14 protein-coding genes and 1 pseudogene are annotated in these 17,216 nt (G+C 73.2%); 13 read left to right on the forward strand and 2 right to left on the reverse strand.

The window, feature by feature from the left end; genetic code table 11:
- Nucleotides 1–21 precede the first annotated feature (21 nt).
- Nucleotides 22–1,236 (reverse strand): amino acid deaminase/aldolase, encoded by a 1,215-nt coding sequence (locus ACZ6WH_RS06600; RefSeq protein ID WP_469726542.1) that lies wholly within the window; start codon nucleotides 1,234–1,236, stop codon nucleotides 22–24.
- A 227-nt stretch (nucleotides 1,237–1,463) separates the two neighbouring features.
- Between ACZ6WH_RS06600 and ACZ6WH_RS06605 the strand changes: the two genes are divergently transcribed.
- The 4 genes from ACZ6WH_RS06605 (at nucleotide 1,464) to ACZ6WH_RS06620 (ending at nucleotide 5,864) form a co-directional block, all read left to right on the forward strand.
- Nucleotides 1,464–2,627: a hypothetical protein gene (locus ACZ6WH_RS06605; protein ID WP_469726544.1), complete on the forward strand. Its 1,164-nt coding sequence runs from the start codon at nucleotides 1,464–1,466 to the stop codon at nucleotides 2,625–2,627.
- Nucleotides 2,624–3,763 carry a type VII secretion-associated serine protease mycosin gene (gene mycP / locus ACZ6WH_RS06610; protein ID WP_469726545.1) on the forward strand — a complete coding sequence of 380 codons (1,140 nt, stop codon included), beginning with the start codon at nucleotides 2,624–2,626 and terminating at the stop codon, nucleotides 3,761–3,763. The genes ACZ6WH_RS06605 and mycP overlap by 4 nt, the downstream gene beginning before the upstream one ends.
- A gap of 268 nt (nucleotides 3,764–4,031) precedes the next feature.
- Entirely contained in the window at nucleotides 4,032–4,766 is a 735-nt protein-coding gene (locus tag ACZ6WH_RS06615) for an SseB family protein (protein ID WP_432852047.1), read from the forward strand.
- Between the two features lie 351 nt (nucleotides 4,767–5,117).
- On the forward strand, nucleotides 5,118–5,864 hold the full coding sequence (locus tag ACZ6WH_RS06620) for an MIP family channel protein (protein WP_399706380.1): 747 nt from the start codon (nucleotides 5,118–5,120) through the stop codon (nucleotides 5,862–5,864).
- Between the two features lie 111 nt (nucleotides 5,865–5,975).
- Here the strand turns inward: ACZ6WH_RS06620 and ACZ6WH_RS06625 are convergent, their stop codons facing one another.
- Nucleotides 5,976–6,365, reverse strand: a complete 390-nt coding sequence (locus ACZ6WH_RS06625; RefSeq protein WP_361564970.1) for a DUF1844 domain-containing protein — start codon at nucleotides 6,363–6,365, stop codon at nucleotides 5,976–5,978.
- 458 nt (nucleotides 6,366–6,823) lie between these two features.
- Between ACZ6WH_RS06625 and infC the strand changes: the two are divergent.
- From infC to ACZ6WH_RS06670, 9 genes and pseudogenes are all read left to right on the forward strand, one after another.
- Nucleotides 6,824–7,472 (forward strand): annotated as a pseudogene (gene infC, locus ACZ6WH_RS06630) (translation initiation factor IF-3).
- A 124-nt stretch (nucleotides 7,473–7,596) separates the two neighbouring features.
- Nucleotides 7,597–7,791: a 50S ribosomal protein L35 gene (gene rpmI / locus ACZ6WH_RS06635; protein WP_030251934.1), complete on the forward strand. Its 195-nt coding sequence runs from the start codon at nucleotides 7,597–7,599 to the stop codon at nucleotides 7,789–7,791.
- Between the two features lie 101 nt (nucleotides 7,792–7,892).
- Complete coding sequence (gene rplT, locus ACZ6WH_RS06640) at nucleotides 7,893–8,276, forward strand: 50S ribosomal protein L20 (RefSeq protein WP_030251930.1); 384 nt, start codon at nucleotides 7,893–7,895, stop codon at nucleotides 8,274–8,276.
- 116 nt (nucleotides 8,277–8,392) lie between these two features.
- Nucleotides 8,393–9,247, forward strand: a complete 855-nt coding sequence (locus ACZ6WH_RS06645) for a TrmH family RNA methyltransferase (RefSeq protein ID WP_361564974.1) — start codon at nucleotides 8,393–8,395, stop codon at nucleotides 9,245–9,247.
- A 38-nt stretch (nucleotides 9,248–9,285) separates the two neighbouring features.
- Nucleotides 9,286–10,446, forward strand: coding sequence for a sensor histidine kinase (locus ACZ6WH_RS06650; protein ID WP_469726549.1), 1,161 nt, complete (start codon nucleotides 9,286–9,288; stop codon nucleotides 10,444–10,446).
- A gap of 140 nt (nucleotides 10,447–10,586) precedes the next feature.
- On the forward strand, nucleotides 10,587–11,714 hold the full coding sequence (pheS, locus tag ACZ6WH_RS06655) for a phenylalanine--tRNA ligase subunit alpha (RefSeq protein ID WP_469726550.1): 1,128 nt from the start codon (nucleotides 10,587–10,589) through the stop codon (nucleotides 11,712–11,714).
- Nucleotides 11,714–14,221, forward strand: coding sequence for a phenylalanine--tRNA ligase subunit beta (gene pheT, locus ACZ6WH_RS06660; RefSeq protein ID WP_469726552.1), 2,508 nt, complete (start codon nucleotides 11,714–11,716; stop codon nucleotides 14,219–14,221). The genes pheS and pheT overlap by 1 nt, the downstream gene beginning before the upstream one ends.
- Before the next feature lie 252 nt (nucleotides 14,222–14,473).
- Entirely contained in the window at nucleotides 14,474–15,778 is a 1,305-nt protein-coding gene (locus ACZ6WH_RS06665; RefSeq protein WP_469726554.1) for a PP2C family protein-serine/threonine phosphatase, read from the forward strand.
- A 73-nt stretch (nucleotides 15,779–15,851) separates the two neighbouring features.
- On the forward strand, nucleotides 15,852–17,189 hold the full coding sequence (locus ACZ6WH_RS06670) for a transcriptional regulator (RefSeq protein ID WP_361564989.1): 1,338 nt from the start codon (nucleotides 15,852–15,854) through the stop codon (nucleotides 17,187–17,189).
- Nucleotides 17,190–17,216 lie beyond the last annotated feature (27 nt).

Genomic DNA, 17,216 nt, shown 5'->3' on the forward strand with positions numbered 1-17,216 from the left:
GCGCCGCCCCGTCGCACCGGCCTACAGGAACGTGTGGCCCTCGCCCCGGTACGTCGGCACGGTCGCCACCACCCGGTCCCCTTCCACCAGCCGCAGCGCGTCGAACCGCTCGCACAGCTCACCCGCCTTGGCGTGCCGGAACCACACCTTGTCGCCCACCCGCAGCCCGTCGGCGGCCGCGCCCAGCAGCGGTGTCTGCACCTCGCCGGCGCCCTCCTGCGGGTCGTACGCCAGCCCCGCGGGCAGATACGGCTCCGGCAGCCGGTCCACGCCGGGCGCACCGGACGCCGGATAGCCGCCGCCCAGCACCGTCACCACACCCGGCCCCGGCCGGCGCACCACCGGCTGCGCGAACAGCGCCGCCGGCCGGCCCCTGAACGAGCGGAAGTTGTCGAACAGCCGCGGCACGTACAGCCCCGACCCGGCCGCGACCTCCGTCACCGCCGCCTCCGCCGCGGTGCCCTGCACGCTGCCCGTGCCGCCGCCGTTGACGAACTCCAGATCCGGCGCCTCGGCCCGGACGGCCCGCACCGCCTCCCAGCGGCGCCGCGCCAGCTCCCGGCGCGCCGCGGCCTGCATCACGCGCACCGAACGCGAGAACAGCGGCCGCCCCGCCACCGCGTCCCCCACGCCCGCCACATGACCCTCGTACGCCATCAGTCCGACGACCTTGAAGCCCGGCCGGCGCGCCACCAGCCGAGCGAATTCAGCCAGTTGTGCGGGCTCCCGCAGCGGGGAGCGGCGCGCGCCCACCCGCATCCGGCCGCCCGCGGTACGGAAGGCCGTGTCCAGCTCCAGACAGACCCGGATCTCCGCCCGGCCGCCCGCCCGCGCCGCGTCGATCAGCTCCAGCTGCGCCACGTCGTCGACCATCACCGTGACCGCGGCGGCGAGCTTCGGATCGTCCGCCAGCTCGGCGAACGCGGCCCGGTCCGCCGACGGATAGGCCAGCAGCACGTCGGAGAAGCCGGAGCGCGCCAGCCACAGCGACTCCGCGAGCGTGAAGCTCATGATCCCGGCGAAGCCGTCCCGCGTCAGCACGCGCTCCAGCAGGGCCCGGCAGCGCACGGACTTGCTCGCCACCCGCACGGGCTTGCCGTGCGCGCGGTGCACGAGATCCGCGGCATTGGCGTCGAACGCCGCGAGGTCGACAATGGCCAGCGGCGCGTCGAGGTGAGCGGTGGCCCGGTCGTAACGGGCCCCGAGAGCGTGGGAATCGGTCGTGAACCGGTGCATGACGGCAGCCTGCCAGACCGCATTACCGCAGGGTAGGGGAGAGATCGATACAGACCGGACACAGCGAGCCGACCGGTACCGGACACGAGTTGCGGCAGGGGGCGCGACAGCCCGTAAAGTGGCGCACGCCGTGGCCCGCAGACCCGCGGCACCAGGTCTGATCCATACGTTCCACCCGGCATGCCGCCGTCCGGGCACGGGACCGTACTGCGCGAGGGGGAGCGCGGGTGAGCACCGAAGCCAATTACGCCGGCCCGCGCCGCCTGCCCCGGATACCCCCGCCCCCGCCGTACCGCCCGACGACCGGAGCGGCCGCCTCCGAAGCCCAGGACCAGCCCGCGCCGGACGGCGGCCCCGTGCCGCCGGTACCGCCCCGGCCCACCGTCCCGCCGAAGCCCAGCCGGCCCGCGCCGCCCGGATACCGCGACACCGCGTCCTTCCACCTCGCCCACGCCGAGGCCGCCTGGCAGCGGACGAAGGGCGCCAAGTCACCGGCCATGAAGGCGGCCCCGAAGCCCGCAGGCCCGACCACAGCGGAAACGTCCCCCCGTGAGCGGTCCGCCGAGCGCGCGCCGCTGCCCCCGGAGAGAGGCGCCGTCGCGCCCCTCGGACAGCCCGGCCCCACCCCGCCGCGCCGCCCGGCCGTACGGAAAACCGTCGCCGCCGCCTGCCTCGTGCTCGGCCTCGGCCTCATCGGCGGTGCCGCGGCCGGCAGCTGGCTCGCCGGCGAACCCGGCCCCGGAGAGGCGACCGCCGCCACCTTCGGCGAGACCCGCGGCCTGTGGCACAGCCTCCCCGTGAACACCCTCTTCCCGCGCACCCTGCACGGCACGGCGGCCGGCCCCGGCGGCGCCGACCGCACCTGGAAGCGGATCGCGGTCGCCCCCGACACCGACTGTGCCGACGCGTTCGACCCGCTGCTCGCCAAGGCACTGGCCCCGGCCGGCTGCAAGCGGCTGCTGCGCGCCGACTACGTCGACGCCACCCACAGCAGCGTGATCACCGTCGGCGTGGTCACCACCAGGGCCGACGCGGCCGGGATGCGCGCCCTGAACAAGCGGTTCAGCACCGAAAAACTCGACACCCGCCGGGACCTGATGCCCCGCCCGTACACCGCCCCCGGCACGCTCGCCGCGGACTTCGGGCCGGAGCAGCGCGCCAGCTGGAGCATCCAGGTGCTGCCCGACGCCCCGCTCGTCGTCTACGCGGTCTCCGGCTTCGCCGACGGCCGGGAGATGACCGACCCGCAGCCGGCGAGCGAGGCCACCCGCACCGGCGCCACCTCGGCACCCGCCCAGTCCGGCCTCGGTCACGACGCCGCCGGCGTCGCCGACCGCATCGAACACGCCTTCCGCACCGAGGCGGCCAAGGCCGGGGAGGAAGCCGGATGACCCGCGCCCGCCGCGCCCTCGCGACGGCCCTGACCGCCTTCACTCTGGCCCTCGCGACCCCGCCCGCGTACGCCGACGGCATCCGCACCCAGGAGTGGGCCCTGGACGCCCTGCACGTCGACGACGCCTGGCGGACCACCAAGGGCGACGGCATCACCGTCGCCGTCCTCGACACCGGCGTGGACGCCACCCACCCCGACCTGAAGGGCCAGGTCCTGCCCGGCAAGGACCTCATCGGCTTCGGCGCAGCGCGCGGCGACAAGACCTGGGCGGACCACGGCACCGCGATGTCCGGCATCATCGCCGGGCACGGCCACGGTCACGACAACGCCGACGGCGTCCTCGGCATCGCCCCCGAAGCGAAGATCCTTCCCGTCCGGGTGATCCTCGAAGACGCCGACCCGCAGCGGAAGAAGGCCCGCACCGAGCGGTCCAACGCCCTCGCCGACGGCATCCGCTGGGCCGCCGACCACGGCGCCGACGTCATCAACCTCTCCCTCGGCGACGACAGCGACTCCGCCCACCCCGAACCGCGCGAGGACGCCGCCGTCCAGTACGCCCTCGCCAAGGGCATCCCGGTCGTCGCCTCGGCCGGCAACGGCGGCGAGCACGGCGACCACGTCTCCTACCCGGCCGCCTACCCCGGCGTGATCGCGGTGACCGCGGTCGACCGCTACGGCTCCCGCGCCTCCTTCTCCACCCGCCGCTGGTACGCCACGGTCAGCGCCCCCGGCGTCGACGTCGTCATCGCCAACCCCGACCGCAAGTACTACGAGGGCTGGGGCACGAGCGCCGCCTCCGCGTACGTCTCCGGCGCGGTGGCCCTAGTCCGCGCGGCCCACCCCACCCTGAAGCCCGACCGGATCAAACAGCTCCTCACCGAGACGGCCGGCGACACCCCCGCCAACGGCCGCAACGACGACCTGGGCGCCGGCCTGGTGGACCCCGCGGCAGCCATAAGAAAAGGCACCCCGACCACGACCACCGGCACCACCACCACCTACACCAAGCACTACTTCGGCCCGGGCCCCACAGCACGAGCAACATCCCACAACTCCTGGCTCCCCTGGACGGCAACCATCGCCGGCGTAGCCCTCCTGGCAACCGGCACACTCCTCTGGCGCCGCCGCACCTGACCACTCACCCTGACCCCCACGCACCCCGTTTTTCCCCCACCACCGACGGGAGGGGACGGGTCGTAGCGGTAGGGGGTCCGGACGTAAAGCGAAGCAGTCCGGACCCCCTACCGCGGAGGCCCGGCACCGTAGCGTCAAGCCCCGCGCAGCGGTAACCGCCCGCCGCAGGCGAAACAGCGCCGCACCCGGCAACGTACGAGCGCCCCCACGAACGGAACCGCCGGGCACCGCCCGCAACCACATCCACCCCGGCCGATAGGCTCGAGCCGTGGACCCGAAGAACATCCCCGACCCCGGCTTCTCCGACGACGACGGCACCGCCGACCCCGAACTGGCGGCCGCCCTCGCCGCCTGGTCCGCGGACCGCACCGCCGAGCCCCGCCTCCTCGCGGCGCTCCGCGGCGCACGGCTGCTGGTACCGGTGGTGGCCCTGCTGGGAGAGGTGGAGACCGGTCCGGACGGGCTCCGGCGCGAGAAGACCAGCGACATGGCCGTGCCGACCCTCCAGGCCCCCGACGGCCGCCGCGCGCTGCCCGCCTTCACGTCCATGGACACCCTGCACCGCTGGCGCCCCGACGCCCGACCGGTCGCCGTCCCGCTGGAGCAGGCGCTGCTCGCCGCGTCCCACGAGAAGGCCGACACCGTGGTCATCGACCTCGCGGGCCCCGTGACGTACCCGCTGACCGGTGCGGCCCTGCGCGCCCTCGCCGAGGGCCGGACCAGTACCGACCCGCTCGCCGACCCCCGGGTCACCGAAGCGCTGCGTGCCGTGCTGGCAGCGGAGCCCGGCGTCCGGGTCGCCCATCTGGCGCCGTCCGCCGACACGGATGCCACGCTGGCCCTCGGCCTCGTCCCGGACGCCCCGGCCGGCGAGGTCGCCCAGCGCGTGGCCAACGCGCTGGCCTCGGACGCCGTCCTCCGCGAGCGCCTCGTACGCGGACTGGACCTGGCCCTGCTGCACCCGGACACCGCCCCCCAGGGCGAGCCCCTGTTCACGCGCTGACCCACGCATCACCGGTTTGGACCACCGGCCCCACCGAATCGAGCGCGGCCGCGGCCACCGGCCCGCCATCCGGCCCACAACGGCAAGGCCCACCGGCCTGAACTCGCCCACCGACGGCAAGTCCCACCGGCCTGCCCCCGGGCCACAGAAGGTAAGTCCCACCGGCCTCGGCCCGCCCCACGGACGGCAGAACCCACCGGCCCCGTTCAGAGCCACCGGCCTCAACCCGGTACCCGAGACGACCCGAGACGACCCGGGCCCACCTGACAAGGGTGCCCGCCGAGAGGCGAGCCTCTCGTGGGCGACGCACAATCGCAGCAGGTGCAAGATCCCTTCGAGGAAGGCCCCTACATGGACACCCCGGAGACCCGCTCGGTCGTATCCGAGTTCCTCGGCACGCTGCTCCTGGTGTTCTTCGCGGTCGGCGCTGCCGTGCTGGCCGGGGAGTACATCGGGACCTTCGGCATCGCCCTGTCCTTCGGCTTCACCCTGCTGGCCCTGGCCTACGCGCTCGGCCCCATCTCGGGCTGCCACGTCAACCCCGCGGTGACGCTCGGCATGCTCGTCGCCCACCGCATCACCCTCCGCACGGCCGTCGAGTACTGGATCGCCCAGCTGCTGGGCGGCATCGTCGGCTCCGCGCTCCTCTTCCTGGTGGCCAAGCAGGTCCCGGGCCTGAAGACCGACGGCGCCTTCGGCAGCAACGGCTTCGGCGACCGCTCGGCGGTGCACATCAACCTCGGCGGTGCGTTCGTCGCCGAGATCGTGCTCACGTTCCTGCTGGTCTTCGTGGTCCTCGCGGTCACCCACAAGGTGGCCCTCGTCGGCTTCGACGGCCTGGCCATCGGTATCGCGCTGGCCACCATCCACCTCATCGGCATCCCGCTCACCGGTACGTCCGTGAACCCGGCCCGTTCCTTCGGCCCGGCGCTCTTCGCGGGCGGCGGGGCGCTCTCGCAGCTGTGGCTGTTCATCGTCGCGCCGCTGATCGGCGGCGCGCTGGCGGCCCTGGCGCACCGGCTCACGCACACCCCGTACAGCCCGCTGCGGCCCCCGGCCGACCAGGAGCCCCCGGCGGACGAACGCGCGGCGACCTGATCCGCGACACGGCCGCACCGGCCCCCACGGCAGTGGCCCCCTGATCCACCGGGATCAGGGGGCCACCGTCATGTCGCGCAGGGGCGCCACTCAGCCGTACACCGGCCCGACTCAGCCGTACACCGGCCCCGTGTACTTCTCCCCGGGCCCCTGGCCCGGCTCGTCCGGGACGACCGACGCCTCGCGGAACGCCAGCTGGAGCGACTTCAGCCCGTCCCGCAGCGGCGCGGCGTGGTACGAGCCGATCTCGGTGGCGCTGGCGGTCACCAGTCCGGCCAGCGCCTGGATCAGCTTCCGCGCCTCGTCCAGGTCCTTGTGCTGCTCGCCTTCCTCGGCGAGGCCGAGGTTGACCGCGGCCGAGCTCATCAGGTGCACCGCGACGGTGGTGATCACCTCGACGGCCGGCACGTCGGCGATGTCGCGGGTCATCGCGTCGAAGTCCGCGGGCTGCGCGCCCTGCGCTGCCGCGGGGTCGGAGGGGGGAGGGGTGGCGTCGCTCATGGCTCTCTATCTGTCCGTACGATCGGTGCGCCCGCTCCGTGCGGCCGGTGCGCTGCCCTCAGACTAGGCCCAGACGCGCGCCCGCCCGCGCGTGGGGCGCCACCCGCGCCCGGGGCGCCGCCCGCGGCCGTGCGGAAGCGGATGCGCCGGGCCTCGCGTATGCACGCTGGGGCCGTACGCGCGTACGGCCGGTACAGGGCACGCCCGGGTCGTGTACCATTGACTGCGACCGGCCGGTCATCTATGTGCCCGGCCCACAAGTGGAGGCTCCGATCTCCCACCCGATTCCAGCTCTCAGGGCAGGCGGGTCACGGTCAGGCTGCGCCCCGCGGTGATTCGCGGCGGTGCTCCCCGATCTTTTGAGGAGCCCCGCCTGTGTCCCGTCCGGGGCGTTTTTCATGCTTTCGGCGAGGATGGTCACACCGAACAGACGTTACGCGGCTGTCCGCCAGGCGGTCGTGTGGTGCTAACCGAGGAGGATCCATCAGCGCCGAGCCCCGCATCAACGACCGGATTCGCGTCCCCGAGGTGCGACTCGTCGGTCCCAGCGGCGAGCAGGTCGGCATTGTGCCGCTTGCCAAGGCCCTGGAGCTTGCGCAGGAGTACGACCTCGACCTCGTCGAGGTGGCGGCGAACGCCCGTCCGCCGGTCTGCAAGCTCATGGACTACGGAAAGTTCAAATACGAGTCGGCCATGAAGGCCCGTGAAGCGCGCAAGAACCAGGCGCACACGGTCATCAAGGAGATGAAGCTCCGGCCGAAGATCGACCCGCACGACTACGACACCAAAAAGGGTCACGTCGTCCGGTTCCTCAAGCAGGGCGACAAGGTCAAGATCACGATCATGTTCCGTGGTCGCGAGCAGTCCCGTCCGGAGCTCGGCTTCCGGCTGCTGCAGCGGCTCGCGGAGGACGTCCAGGACCTCGGTTTCGTCGAGTCGAACCCGAAGCAGGACGGCCGGAACATGATCATGGTCCTCGGTCCGCACAAGAAGAAGACCGAGGCGATGGCCGAGGCCCGCGAGGCGCAGGCCGCCCGCAAGGCGGAGCGCCAGGGGGTTGCCCCTGCCGAGCAGGAGCAGGCCGCCGAGGAGCCCGCCGAGGCGTGATTCCAGGGTGCTGCCCCGGATCAGCGCCGGGGTCACCGCCCCGGACACCGAACGAGACATTTGACGCTCCCATATGCCGGCCCGCCGGCCGGCGGGGGCGCCACTGACGAGGAGAGTACGGCGCATGCCGAAGAACAAGACGCACAGCGGCTCCAGCAAGCGCTTCAAGATCACGGGCTCCGGCAAGGTGCTCCGCGAGCGCGCCGGCAAGCGCCACCTGCTCGAGCACAAGTCGTCCAAGCTGACGCGTCGCCTCACCGGCAACGCCGAGATGGCCCCGGGCGACGCCAAGAAGATCAAGAAGCTTCTCGGCAAGTGAGTCGCAGCGCCCCTGAAAAGGCGGCGCGCGACCTCGACCGGGACCAGAATCGAACCGGGCCGTGTGCCGACCACCACGGCCCCGCTACAAGGAGTTAACAAGTGGCACGCGTCAAGCGGGCAGTCAACGCCCACAAGAAGCGCCGGGCGATCCTCGAGCAGGCCAGCGGCTACCGCGGTCAGCGGTCGCGTCTGTACCGCAAGGCGAAGGAGCAGGTCACCCACTCGTTCGTCTACAACTACAACGACCGCAAGAAGCGCAAGGGCGACTTCCGTCAGCTGTGGATCCAGCGCATCAACGCCGCTGCCCGCGCCAACGGCATGACCTACAACCGCTTCATCCAGGGTCTGAAGGCCGCCAACATCGAGGTGGACCGCAAGATCCTGGCCGACCTCGCGGTCAACGACCAGAACGCGTTCGCCGCGCTGGTCGAGGTGGCGCAGAAGGCGCTGCCGAGCGACGTGAACGCTCCCAAGGCTGCCTGAACCACAGCCTGAGGCAGTTGTCGCGCGGACCCGCAGGCCCCGGCCTGCGGGTCCGCCGCCGTTTCGACCCCCGTACACCCTCCGTACGCACGTCCCGCAGAAGTGAGCCGCCGCCCATGGGCACCCCCGAGCTGATCTCCCCGCGTTCCGCACGCGTCGCCGCAGCGCGGCGGCTGGCCCGCCGCAACTTCCGCGGCAAGGAGCGCCGGTTCATCGCCGAGGGCCCGCAGGCGGTCAGAGAGGCCGTACGGCACAGCAGCAACGGCGAGCCGACCCTCGTCGAGGTCTTCGCCACGCCCGAGGCAGCCGAGCGCCACGAGGGCATCGTGGCCGCCGCCCAGGACGCCGGGGTACGCGTCCTGCTCGCCGACGACGACACCATCGCCGACCTCTCGCAGACGGTCACCCCGCAGGGGTTGGTCGGGGTCTGCCGCTTCCTGGACTCGCCCTTCGAGGAGATCCTGGCCGCCCGCCCGAAGCTGGTCGCGGTGCTGGCCAACGTCCGCGACCCCGGGAACGCCGGTACGGTGCTGCGCTGCGCGGACGCCGCGGGCGCGGACGCGGTGGTGCTCACCGACGCCTCCGTCGACCTGTACAACCCCAAGTCGGTACGGGCCTCGGTCGGCTCGCTCTTCCACCTCCCGGTGGCCGTGGGCGTGCCGGTCGAGCGGGTCGTGGACGGGCTCAAGGGCGCGGGCGTCCGCATCCTGGCGGCGGACGGCGCGGGCGCCGACGACCTGGACTCCGAGCTGGACGCGGGCACCATGGGCTCCCCGACGGCCTGGGTCTTCGGCAACGAGGCGTGGGGGCTGCCGGCGGAGACCCGGGCGCTGGCCGACGCGGTGGTCCGGGTGCCGATCCACGGAAAGGCCGAGAGCCTGAACCTCGCGACCGCCGCCGCGGTGTGCCTGTACGCCTCCGCGCGCGCCCAGCGGTCGGCCGGAGGGTGCCGCTCGGCCGCCGCGGGCTAGTAGGGTTGCGTGCCCAGATCCCGGGAGGGGGCAGCGGGATGAATGTGAGGACTTCCGGCACACGCACATCCGTCGTGGACATCTGTCTCTCGGGTGATCCCGGCGAGAACCCTCCGCTCCCGTACGACCCGGCCACCTCGGCCGACGGACTGGATCCGGACGAGCTCCCCGACGGCCTCGTGGTGGCCGACGAGGCGGGCCGGGTGGTGTGCTTCAACGCCGCCGCCGCGCGGCTGACGGCCGTGGACCCCGCCGACGCGCTCGGCGAGCCGCTGGAGCGCGCCCTCCCGCTGCAGGACATGGAGGGCCGCCGCTGGTGGCAGCTGACCGACCCGTACGGCGGGCTGGCCATCCGCAGCGGCCAGCCGGAGCGCAATCTGCTGCTCGGCGGCCGGGAACTGCTGGTCTCCGCGCGGTACGTCCGCACCCGGCCGACGGGGCCGGTCCGCCGTCTGGTCATCACGCTGCGCGGCACCGAGGCGCGCCGCCGTACGGAGCTGAGCCACGCCGAGCTGATCGCGACCGTCGCGCACGAGCTGCGGTCGCCGCTGACGTCCGTGAAGGGCTTCACGGCGACGCTGCTGCAGAAGTGGGAGCGGTTCACCGACGACCAGAAGCGGCTGATGCTGGAGACCGTCGACGCCGACGCCAACCGCGTCACCCGGCTGATCGCCGAGCTGCTGGACATCTCGCGCATCGACTCCGGGCGCCTGGAGGTCCGGCGGCAGCGGGTCGACATGATCGCGGCGGTACGGCGCCACGTCCAGGCGCAGACGACGGCGGGGCAGCGCCCGGACCGCTTCCTGATCCGGATGCTGGAACCGCTGCCGGAGCTGTGGGCCGATCCGGACAAGGTCGACCAGGTGCTGGGGAACCTGCTGGAAAACGCGGTGCGCCACGGTGAGGGGACGGTCACAATCGAGGTAGCGCCCTCGTCGTCCGCTCCGCCCGAGCAGACGTGCACCGGGACGACCGTCACGGTGAGCGACGAGGGCCCAGGCATCCCGGAGGATTCGATGAACCGCGTCTTCACCCGCTTCTGGCGGGGCAGCAAACGCGGCGGCACCGGCCTCGGGCTGTACATCGTCAAGGGCATCGTCGAGGCGCACGGCGGCACGATCACGGTCGGCCGGGCGCCGGCCGGCGGCGCGCAGTTCCGATTTAGCCTGCCCGTCGGCACCCCGGCCTTCATGGCCTGACCGGGTCCGACGGGCGTTGTTCCGACCGGGGCGCCGGTGAGGCGTGGCCGCGGCGCCCCTTAGACTTGACCTTTGGCACCTTTGGCACTCAAGCGTCGGGGGCAAGCCGCGCGCCAAGACCATCGGAAGCACGGGAAGAGATGTCGGCACCGAACAAGTCGTACGACCCTGTTGAGGTCGAGGCCCTGAAACCGGAAGAGATCGAGCGGATGCAGGGCGAGGCGCTCGCCGCGTTCGCCGCCGCGAAGGACCTCGACGAGCTCGCCCAGGCGAAGACCGCGCACACCGGCGGGACCTCGCCGCTCGCGCTCGCCAACCGGGAGATCGGCGCCCTGCCCCCGCACGCCAAGGCGGACGCCGGCAAGCGCGTCGGCCAGGCCCGCGGCCGGGTGAACCAGGCCCTCAAGGCCCGCCAGGAAGAGCTGGAGGCCGAGCGGGACAGCCGCGTGCTGGTCGAGGAGGCGGTGGACGTCACGCTGCCGTACGACCGCGCACAGGCCGGCGCCCGGCACCCCCTCACCACGTTCTCGGAGCGTATCGAGGACGTCTTCGTGGCGATGGGGTACTCCGTCGCCGAGGGCCCCGAGGTGGAGTCGGAGTGGCTGAACTTCGACGCGCTGAACATCGCCCCGGACCACCCGGCCCGCACGATGCAGGACACCTTCTTCGTCGAGTCGGCCGCCGACGGCGACGAGAAGCAGACCGGTGTGGTGCTGCGCACGCACACCTCGCCGGTGCAGATCCGCTCGATGCTGGACCGCGAGCCGCCGCTGTACGTGATCTGCCCGGGCCGCGTCTACCGCACCGACGAGCTGGACGCCACCCACACCCCCGTCTTCACCCAGGTCGAGCTGCTCGCCATCGACGAGGGCCTGACCATGGCGGACCTCAAGGGCACGCTGGACCACATGGTGCAGGCGCTGTTCGGTGAGGGGATGGAGACCCGGCTGCGCCCGAACTACTTCCCGTTCACCGAGCCGTCCGCCGAGATGGACATGGTGTGCTACGTGTGCCGTGGCGCGTCCGTGGGCAATCCGGACGCCCCCTGCCGCACCTGCTCCAGCGAGGGCTGGATCGAGCTGGGCGGCTGCGGCATGGTCAACCCGCGGGTGCTGACCGCCTGCGGCGTGGACGCGGAGAAGTACAGCGGATTCGCCTTCGGGTTCGGCATCGAGCGGATGCTGATGTTCCGCCACAACGTCGAGGACATGCGAGACATGGTCGAGGGTGACGTGCGCTTCACCCGGCCTTTCGGGATGGAGATCTGATGCGGGTCCCGCTTTCTTGGCTGCGGGAGTACGTCGACCTGCCGGCCGGTGAGTCCGGCCGTGACGTGCAGGCCAAGCTGATTGCCTCCGGTCTGGAGGTGGAGACCGTCGAGCAGCTCGGCGCCGGGCTCAAGGGTCCGCTGGTCGTCGGCCAGGTGCTCACCATCGAGGAGCTGGAGGGCTTCAAGAAGCCGATCCGCTTCTGCACGGTCGACGTCGGCCAGGCCAACGGCACCGGCGAGCCGCAGGAGATCGTCTGCGGCGCGCGCAACTTCGCCGTCGGCGACAAGGTCGTCGTGGTCCTCCCGGGCGCCACGCTGCCCGGCGACTTCAAGATCTCCGCGCGCAAGACGTACGGCAAGAAGTCGCACGGCATGATCTGCTCCGGCGACGAGCTGGGCATGGGCGACGACGGTTCGGGCGGCATCATCGTGCTGCCGCCCGAGTACGAGGTCGGCACCGACGCGATCGAGCTGCTGCAGCTGGTCGATGAGGTGCTGGACATCGCCGTCACCCCGGACCGCGGCTACTGCCTGTCGATGCGCGGCGTCGCCCGCGAGACGGCCACCGCGTACGGCCTGCCGCTGCGCGACCCGGCGCTGCTGGACGTGCCGCCGCCGAACTCCTACGGCTACCCGGTCAAGGTCACCGACCCGATCGGCTGCGACCGCTTCACGGCCCGTACGGTCGTTGGTCTCCAGCCGGAGGCGCGCTCGCCGATCTGGCTCAAGCGCCGCCTGCAGAAGGCCGGCATGCGCCCGATCTCGCTGGCCGTCGACGTCACCAACTACGTGATGCTGGAGCTGGGCCAGCCGCTGCACGCCTACGACCGTTCCCTCGTCGAGGGCACGATCGGGGTGCGCCGCGCCGAGCCCGGCGAGAAGATCACCACCCTCGACGGCACCAAGCGCGTCCTGGACGCCGAGGACCTGGTCATCACCGACGACCGCGGGCCGATCGGCCTGGCGGGCGTCATGGGCGGTGCGAACACCGAGATCGCCGACCACGTCGAGGGCCAGGGCACCACCGAGGTCGTCATCGAGGCCGCGCACTTCAACGCGCTCTCGATCGCGCGCACGGCCCGCCGCCACAAGCTGTCCTCCGAGGCGTCCAAGCGCTTCGAGCGCGGCGTCGACCCCGAGGCCGCTTCCGCCGCCGCCCAGCGGACCGTCGACCTGCTCGTGCTGCTCGCGGGCGGCACCGCCGAGGCCGGCGTGACGGAGATCGTGGCGCCCGGCGCGCCCCGCTCGATCACCATCCCGGCGAACCACCCCGACAAGGTCGCGGGTGTGGCGTACGGCCGCGAGACCGTCGTCCGCCGCCTCCAGGCCGTCGGCTGTGATGTGTACGGCCAGGACGAACTGGTCGTGACGGTGCCGTCCTGGCGGCCCGACCTGACGGACCCGAACGACCTCGCCGAGGAGGTCATCCGGCTGGAGGGCTACGAGAACCTGCCCTCCACGCTGCCGACGCCGCCGGCGGGCACCGGCCTGACCGAGCGCCAGCGGCTGCACCGCAGGGTGGGCCGCGCGCTGGCCGGCGCCGGATACGTCGAGGCGCTGAACTACCCGTTCCTCGGCGAGGCGGTCCTGGACCAGCTCGGCATCGAGGCGGACGACCCGCGCCGCCGCACGGTGAAGCTGGTCAACCCGCTCTCGGACGAGGAGCCCGCGCTCCGTACGACGCTGATCCCGGGCCTGCTGTCCGCGCTGCGGCGCAACGACGGCCGGGGCACGCACGACCTGGCGCTCTTCGAGACCGGCCTGGTCTTCCGGCCGACCGGCGACGAGAAGCCGGCCGCCCGGCTGCCCGTCGACCGCCGTCCGACGGACGCGGAGATCGCCGCGCTGAACGGTGCGCTGCCCGAGCAGCCGCGCCGCGCCGCCGTGGTCCTCGCGGGCGCCCGCGAGCAGGCCGGCTGGTGGGGCAAGGGCCACCCGGCGACCTGGGCCGACGCCGTCGAGGCGGGCCGTGTCGTGGCCCGTGAGGCGGGCGTCGAGCTGATCGTCCGCCAGGACCAGCACGCGCCGTGGCACCCGGGCCGCTGTGCCGCGCTGCTCGTCGCCATGGACGGCGAGGAGGTGCTCGTCGGCAACGCCGGTGAGCTGCACCCGCGCGTCATCAAGGCGCTGGGGCTGCCGGAGCGCACCTGCGCGATGGAGATCGACCTGGACCGCCTGGAGCGGGCCGGTGCCGGCGCGGTCCAGGCGCCGCGGATCTCCACCTTCCCGGTCGCCACCCAGGACGTCGCGCTGATCGTCGACTCCTCGGTCCCGGCCGCCGATGTCGAGGCCGCGCTGCGGTCCGGCGCCGGTGACCTGCTGGAGGACCTGCGGCTGTTCGACGTCTTCACCGGTGAGCAGGTCGGTGAGGGCAAGAAGTCGCTGGCGTACGCGCTGCGCTTCCGCGCGGCGGACCGCACGCTGACCGCCGACGAGGCGTCCGCGGCGCGTGACGCGGCGGTGGCGGCGGCCGTCGAGCGGACGGGCGCGAGCCTGCGCGGCTGAGAGAGCCCACCCGAGCGGGTGGCGGTACCGGTTCCCGCCGGTGCCGCCACCCGCTTTTCCGTGCGCCGGTCCGTTCGGGTGGCGTCAATCCGAATCATCACTCGTTCGGGTGAGAGGTGAGCTGTGGGTGGCGGAGCCGACACCGTGTGTGGCCAGAATCGATCACGCCGTAAGAGCGCGTACGCCGCGGCACCGGACAGGCAAGGGGCGCAGCCACCCGAGCACGCGACAGTACGGCGGAGGGGGATCCGGATGATCCGCACCTGGGCGCGGCAGTGCGGCCGGGTCCGCCGCCGCGTTCAGGCGTGGCGTCCGCTGCCGCCGGTGGAGGGGGAGACGTTTCCCGGCTTCGCCCGCCGGCTCTTCGTCCTCGTGCTCCCCGGCATCTGGGTGGCCGGCGTCCTCGCCTGGGAGACGGCCGGGCCCGGTCACGGCCGGCCGCTCCAGCTCCTCGCCGCTGCCCCGGCCATCGCCTGCGCGGGCACGGGCCGCCGGGAGTGCGTGGTGCTCGGCGGGTTGTGTGCCCTGCTCGCGCTGGTGCCGTTCGGGCCGGGGAGCGACATCGCCCCGCCCGCCACCCGGCTCGGGACCTGCGCCGCCGTCCTCGCCGTGGTCGTGGCCAGCTATCTGACGGCGGGCCGCCGCGCGCGGCTGCTCCGCGAGCTGGACCGCACCCGCGACATCGCGGAGGCGGCGCAGCGGCTCGTGCTGCGCCCGCTGCCGGAACGTCTCGGCGGTATCCGGGTCGCCGCCGGCCATCTCTCGGCGGGCGAGGGCGCGTTGATCGGCGGGGACCTGTACGACGCGGTGCCGACCCGGTACGGCCTGCGGGTGGTCATCGGCGACGTACGCGGCCACGGCCTGGGCGCGATCGGCACGGTCTCGGTCATGCTCGGCTGCTTCCGTGAGGCCGTGCACGACGAGCCGGGGCTGCCGGGCGTGCTGCGGCGGCTGGACCGCACCCTGGCCCGGCACCTCGCCGAGCGGGCGCGTGCCGAACACCCGGCGGGCGGCGGCGTGGTGACGGACAGCCCGGCGGCGGAGGAGTTCGTCACGGTCCTGCTGCTCCAGCTCGCGCCCAGCGGCGAGTTCACCGCGCTGAACTGCGGTCACCCGTGGCCGTATCGGTTCAGCGGCGGCACGGCCGAGCCGGCCGCCGAGGACGGGCCGCTGCCGCCGCTGGGCCTGTTCCCGCTGCCGGACCGGCTGCGGCCGCTGTCCGGCCGACTGGGCGGCGGCGAGGGCCTGTTGCTCTACACGGACGGCGCGGAGGACGCCCGCGACGCGGACGGCGCCTTCTTCCCGCTCCACACGCAGCTGCGGGCCTGCCTGGCCGAGGCGGCGCCGGAACCGCCCCTCCCCGGCGCCCTCGTCACCGCCGTACGCGACCGGATCGTGCGGCACGCGGGGGGCCGGCTCACCGACGACGTCGCCCTGCTGGCCCTCGCCCCCGGCCGCCCCCGCGCCGCGGCCGCCGAGGGCCCGCGCGTACCGGCCCAGGGGACGCCGCACACGCCGGACGTCCCACGGGGTCACCACGGTTCACACCCCGTGTGAACTTCCCCTGCTTACGCTGGAGACGAGGCGAAGCGCGCCCGCCGCTGACGACGGCGCGGACCGGGAGGGGGCCATGGAGCCCAACACCCTGCTCGACGCGATCCTGGACGAGGCGGGCATCTCGCACGCCGGACTGGCCGTGCACATCAACCAGCTGGGCCGCCGGCGCGGCCTGTCCCTGCGGTACGAACACACCGCGGTGGCCCGCTGGCTGAAAGGGCAGCGGCCGCGCGGCCAAGTACCCGATCTGATCTGCGAGATCCTCAGCGAGCGGCTGCACCGCCCGGTCAGCCTGGACGACATCGGGCTGAGCCGGCCCGGCACCCGCCGGGCCGCCGACACCCCGCTCTCCGGTTTCGTCGAGCGGGCCACTGCGCTGTGGCGCTCCGACGAGCAGCAGCGCCCGCACGTCCTGGCCGCGCCGGCGCTCACCGGCACCTCCGCCGTCATGCCCGTCTGGGAGTGGGAGAACCCGCCGGAGGACTCCGACGTCTCGCGCAGCGGACTGACCCGGGTGTCCATGGCCGACATCGAGATGCTGCGGTCGGCGCGTACGCACTACGAGCAGATGTACCGCAAGGCCGGCGGGGTGGCGACCAGGGCGCGCATCGTCGGCTTCCTCAACACCGAGGCGGCGCCGCTGCTGCGGGGCAGCTACACCGACGCCACGGGGCGTCAGCTGCACCGGGCCACCGGCGGCCTGGTGGCCGTGGCCGGCATCTGCGCGTACGACTCGGACGCCTTCGGGCTCGCGCAGCGCTACTTCCACCAGGCGCTCCGGCTGGCCAAGGCGAGCGGCGACCGGGGACTCGGCGCCTACATCATCGCCCTGCTGACGAATCAGTCCCTGTTCACGCGGGAGTACCGCCAGGCGGTCGCCTTCGCCGAGGCGGCGCTGCGCGCTGCGGGGCCGCACATCACCCCGGCGCTGGCCGCCGACCTGTACGCGATGCAGGCGAAGGCGTACGCACGGCTGGGCGACGGCGCGGGCGCGCTGTCCTGCATCCGCCGGGCGGAGGCCGCGGCGGAGCGGATCCGTCCGGGCCAGGAGCCGGACGAGACGGGGTACGTCCAGCCGGGCCTGGTCAACGTACAGGTGGCGGAGGCGCTGCTCAGCCTGGGGGACCTCCGGGCCGCACGGGAGCAGGCGACCGCCGCCGTCGACACCCCCGCGCACGACCGCGGACGGGTGCACCGGCTGGCCATGCTCGCGCACATCGAGTTGAGACAGGGGGAGACAGAGCGTGCCGTGGCCAGTGCGACGCAGATGGCCGAACAGGCACGGGGCATGGAGTCGCAGCGGTTACGGGACCGCCTGCGGGCGGTTCGCGAACTCCTTGCCGAAACCGGAAGCAGCGCCACCGACGCCGCGGCCGACTTGATCGATGAGGCGTTGCGCGTTCCGCTCTGACGGATGGCTCGTGTCCACGTGCCATCT

The sequence above is a fragment of the Streptomyces sp. NPDC050806 genome, assembly GCF_055586425.1.

Bases quoted from the DNA above. Each gene is read 5' to 3' on its own strand.
- pheT (WP_469726552.1), top strand. From the start codon at position 11,714: ATGCGGGTCCCGCTTTCTTGGCTGCGGGAGTACGTCGACCTGCCGGCC.
- ACZ6WH_RS06600 (WP_469726542.1), bottom strand. From the start codon at position 1,236: ATGCACCGGTTCACGACCGATTCCCACGCTCTCGGGGCCCGTTACGAC.
- mycP (WP_469726545.1), top strand. From the start codon at position 2,624: ATGACCCGCGCCCGCCGCGCCCTCGCGACGGCCCTGACCGCCTTCACT.
- ACZ6WH_RS06645 (WP_361564974.1), top strand. From the start codon at position 8,393: ATGGGCACCCCCGAGCTGATCTCCCCGCGTTCCGCACGCGTCGCCGCA.
- ACZ6WH_RS06625 (WP_361564970.1), bottom strand. From the start codon at position 6,365: ATGAGCGACGCCACCCCTCCCCCCTCCGACCCCGCGGCAGCGCAGGGC.
- ACZ6WH_RS06670 (WP_361564989.1), top strand. From the start codon at position 15,852: ATGGAGCCCAACACCCTGCTCGACGCGATCCTGGACGAGGCGGGCATC.
- ACZ6WH_RS06620 (WP_399706380.1), top strand. From the start codon at position 5,118: ATGGACACCCCGGAGACCCGCTCGGTCGTATCCGAGTTCCTCGGCACG.
- pheS (WP_469726550.1), top strand. From the start codon at position 10,587: ATGTCGGCACCGAACAAGTCGTACGACCCTGTTGAGGTCGAGGCCCTG.
- rpmI (WP_030251934.1), top strand. From the start codon at position 7,597: ATGCCGAAGAACAAGACGCACAGCGGCTCCAGCAAGCGCTTCAAGATC.
- ACZ6WH_RS06665 (WP_469726554.1), top strand. From the start codon at position 14,474: ATGATCCGCACCTGGGCGCGGCAGTGCGGCCGGGTCCGCCGCCGCGTT.
- ACZ6WH_RS06650 (WP_469726549.1), top strand. From the start codon at position 9,286: ATGAATGTGAGGACTTCCGGCACACGCACATCCGTCGTGGACATCTGT.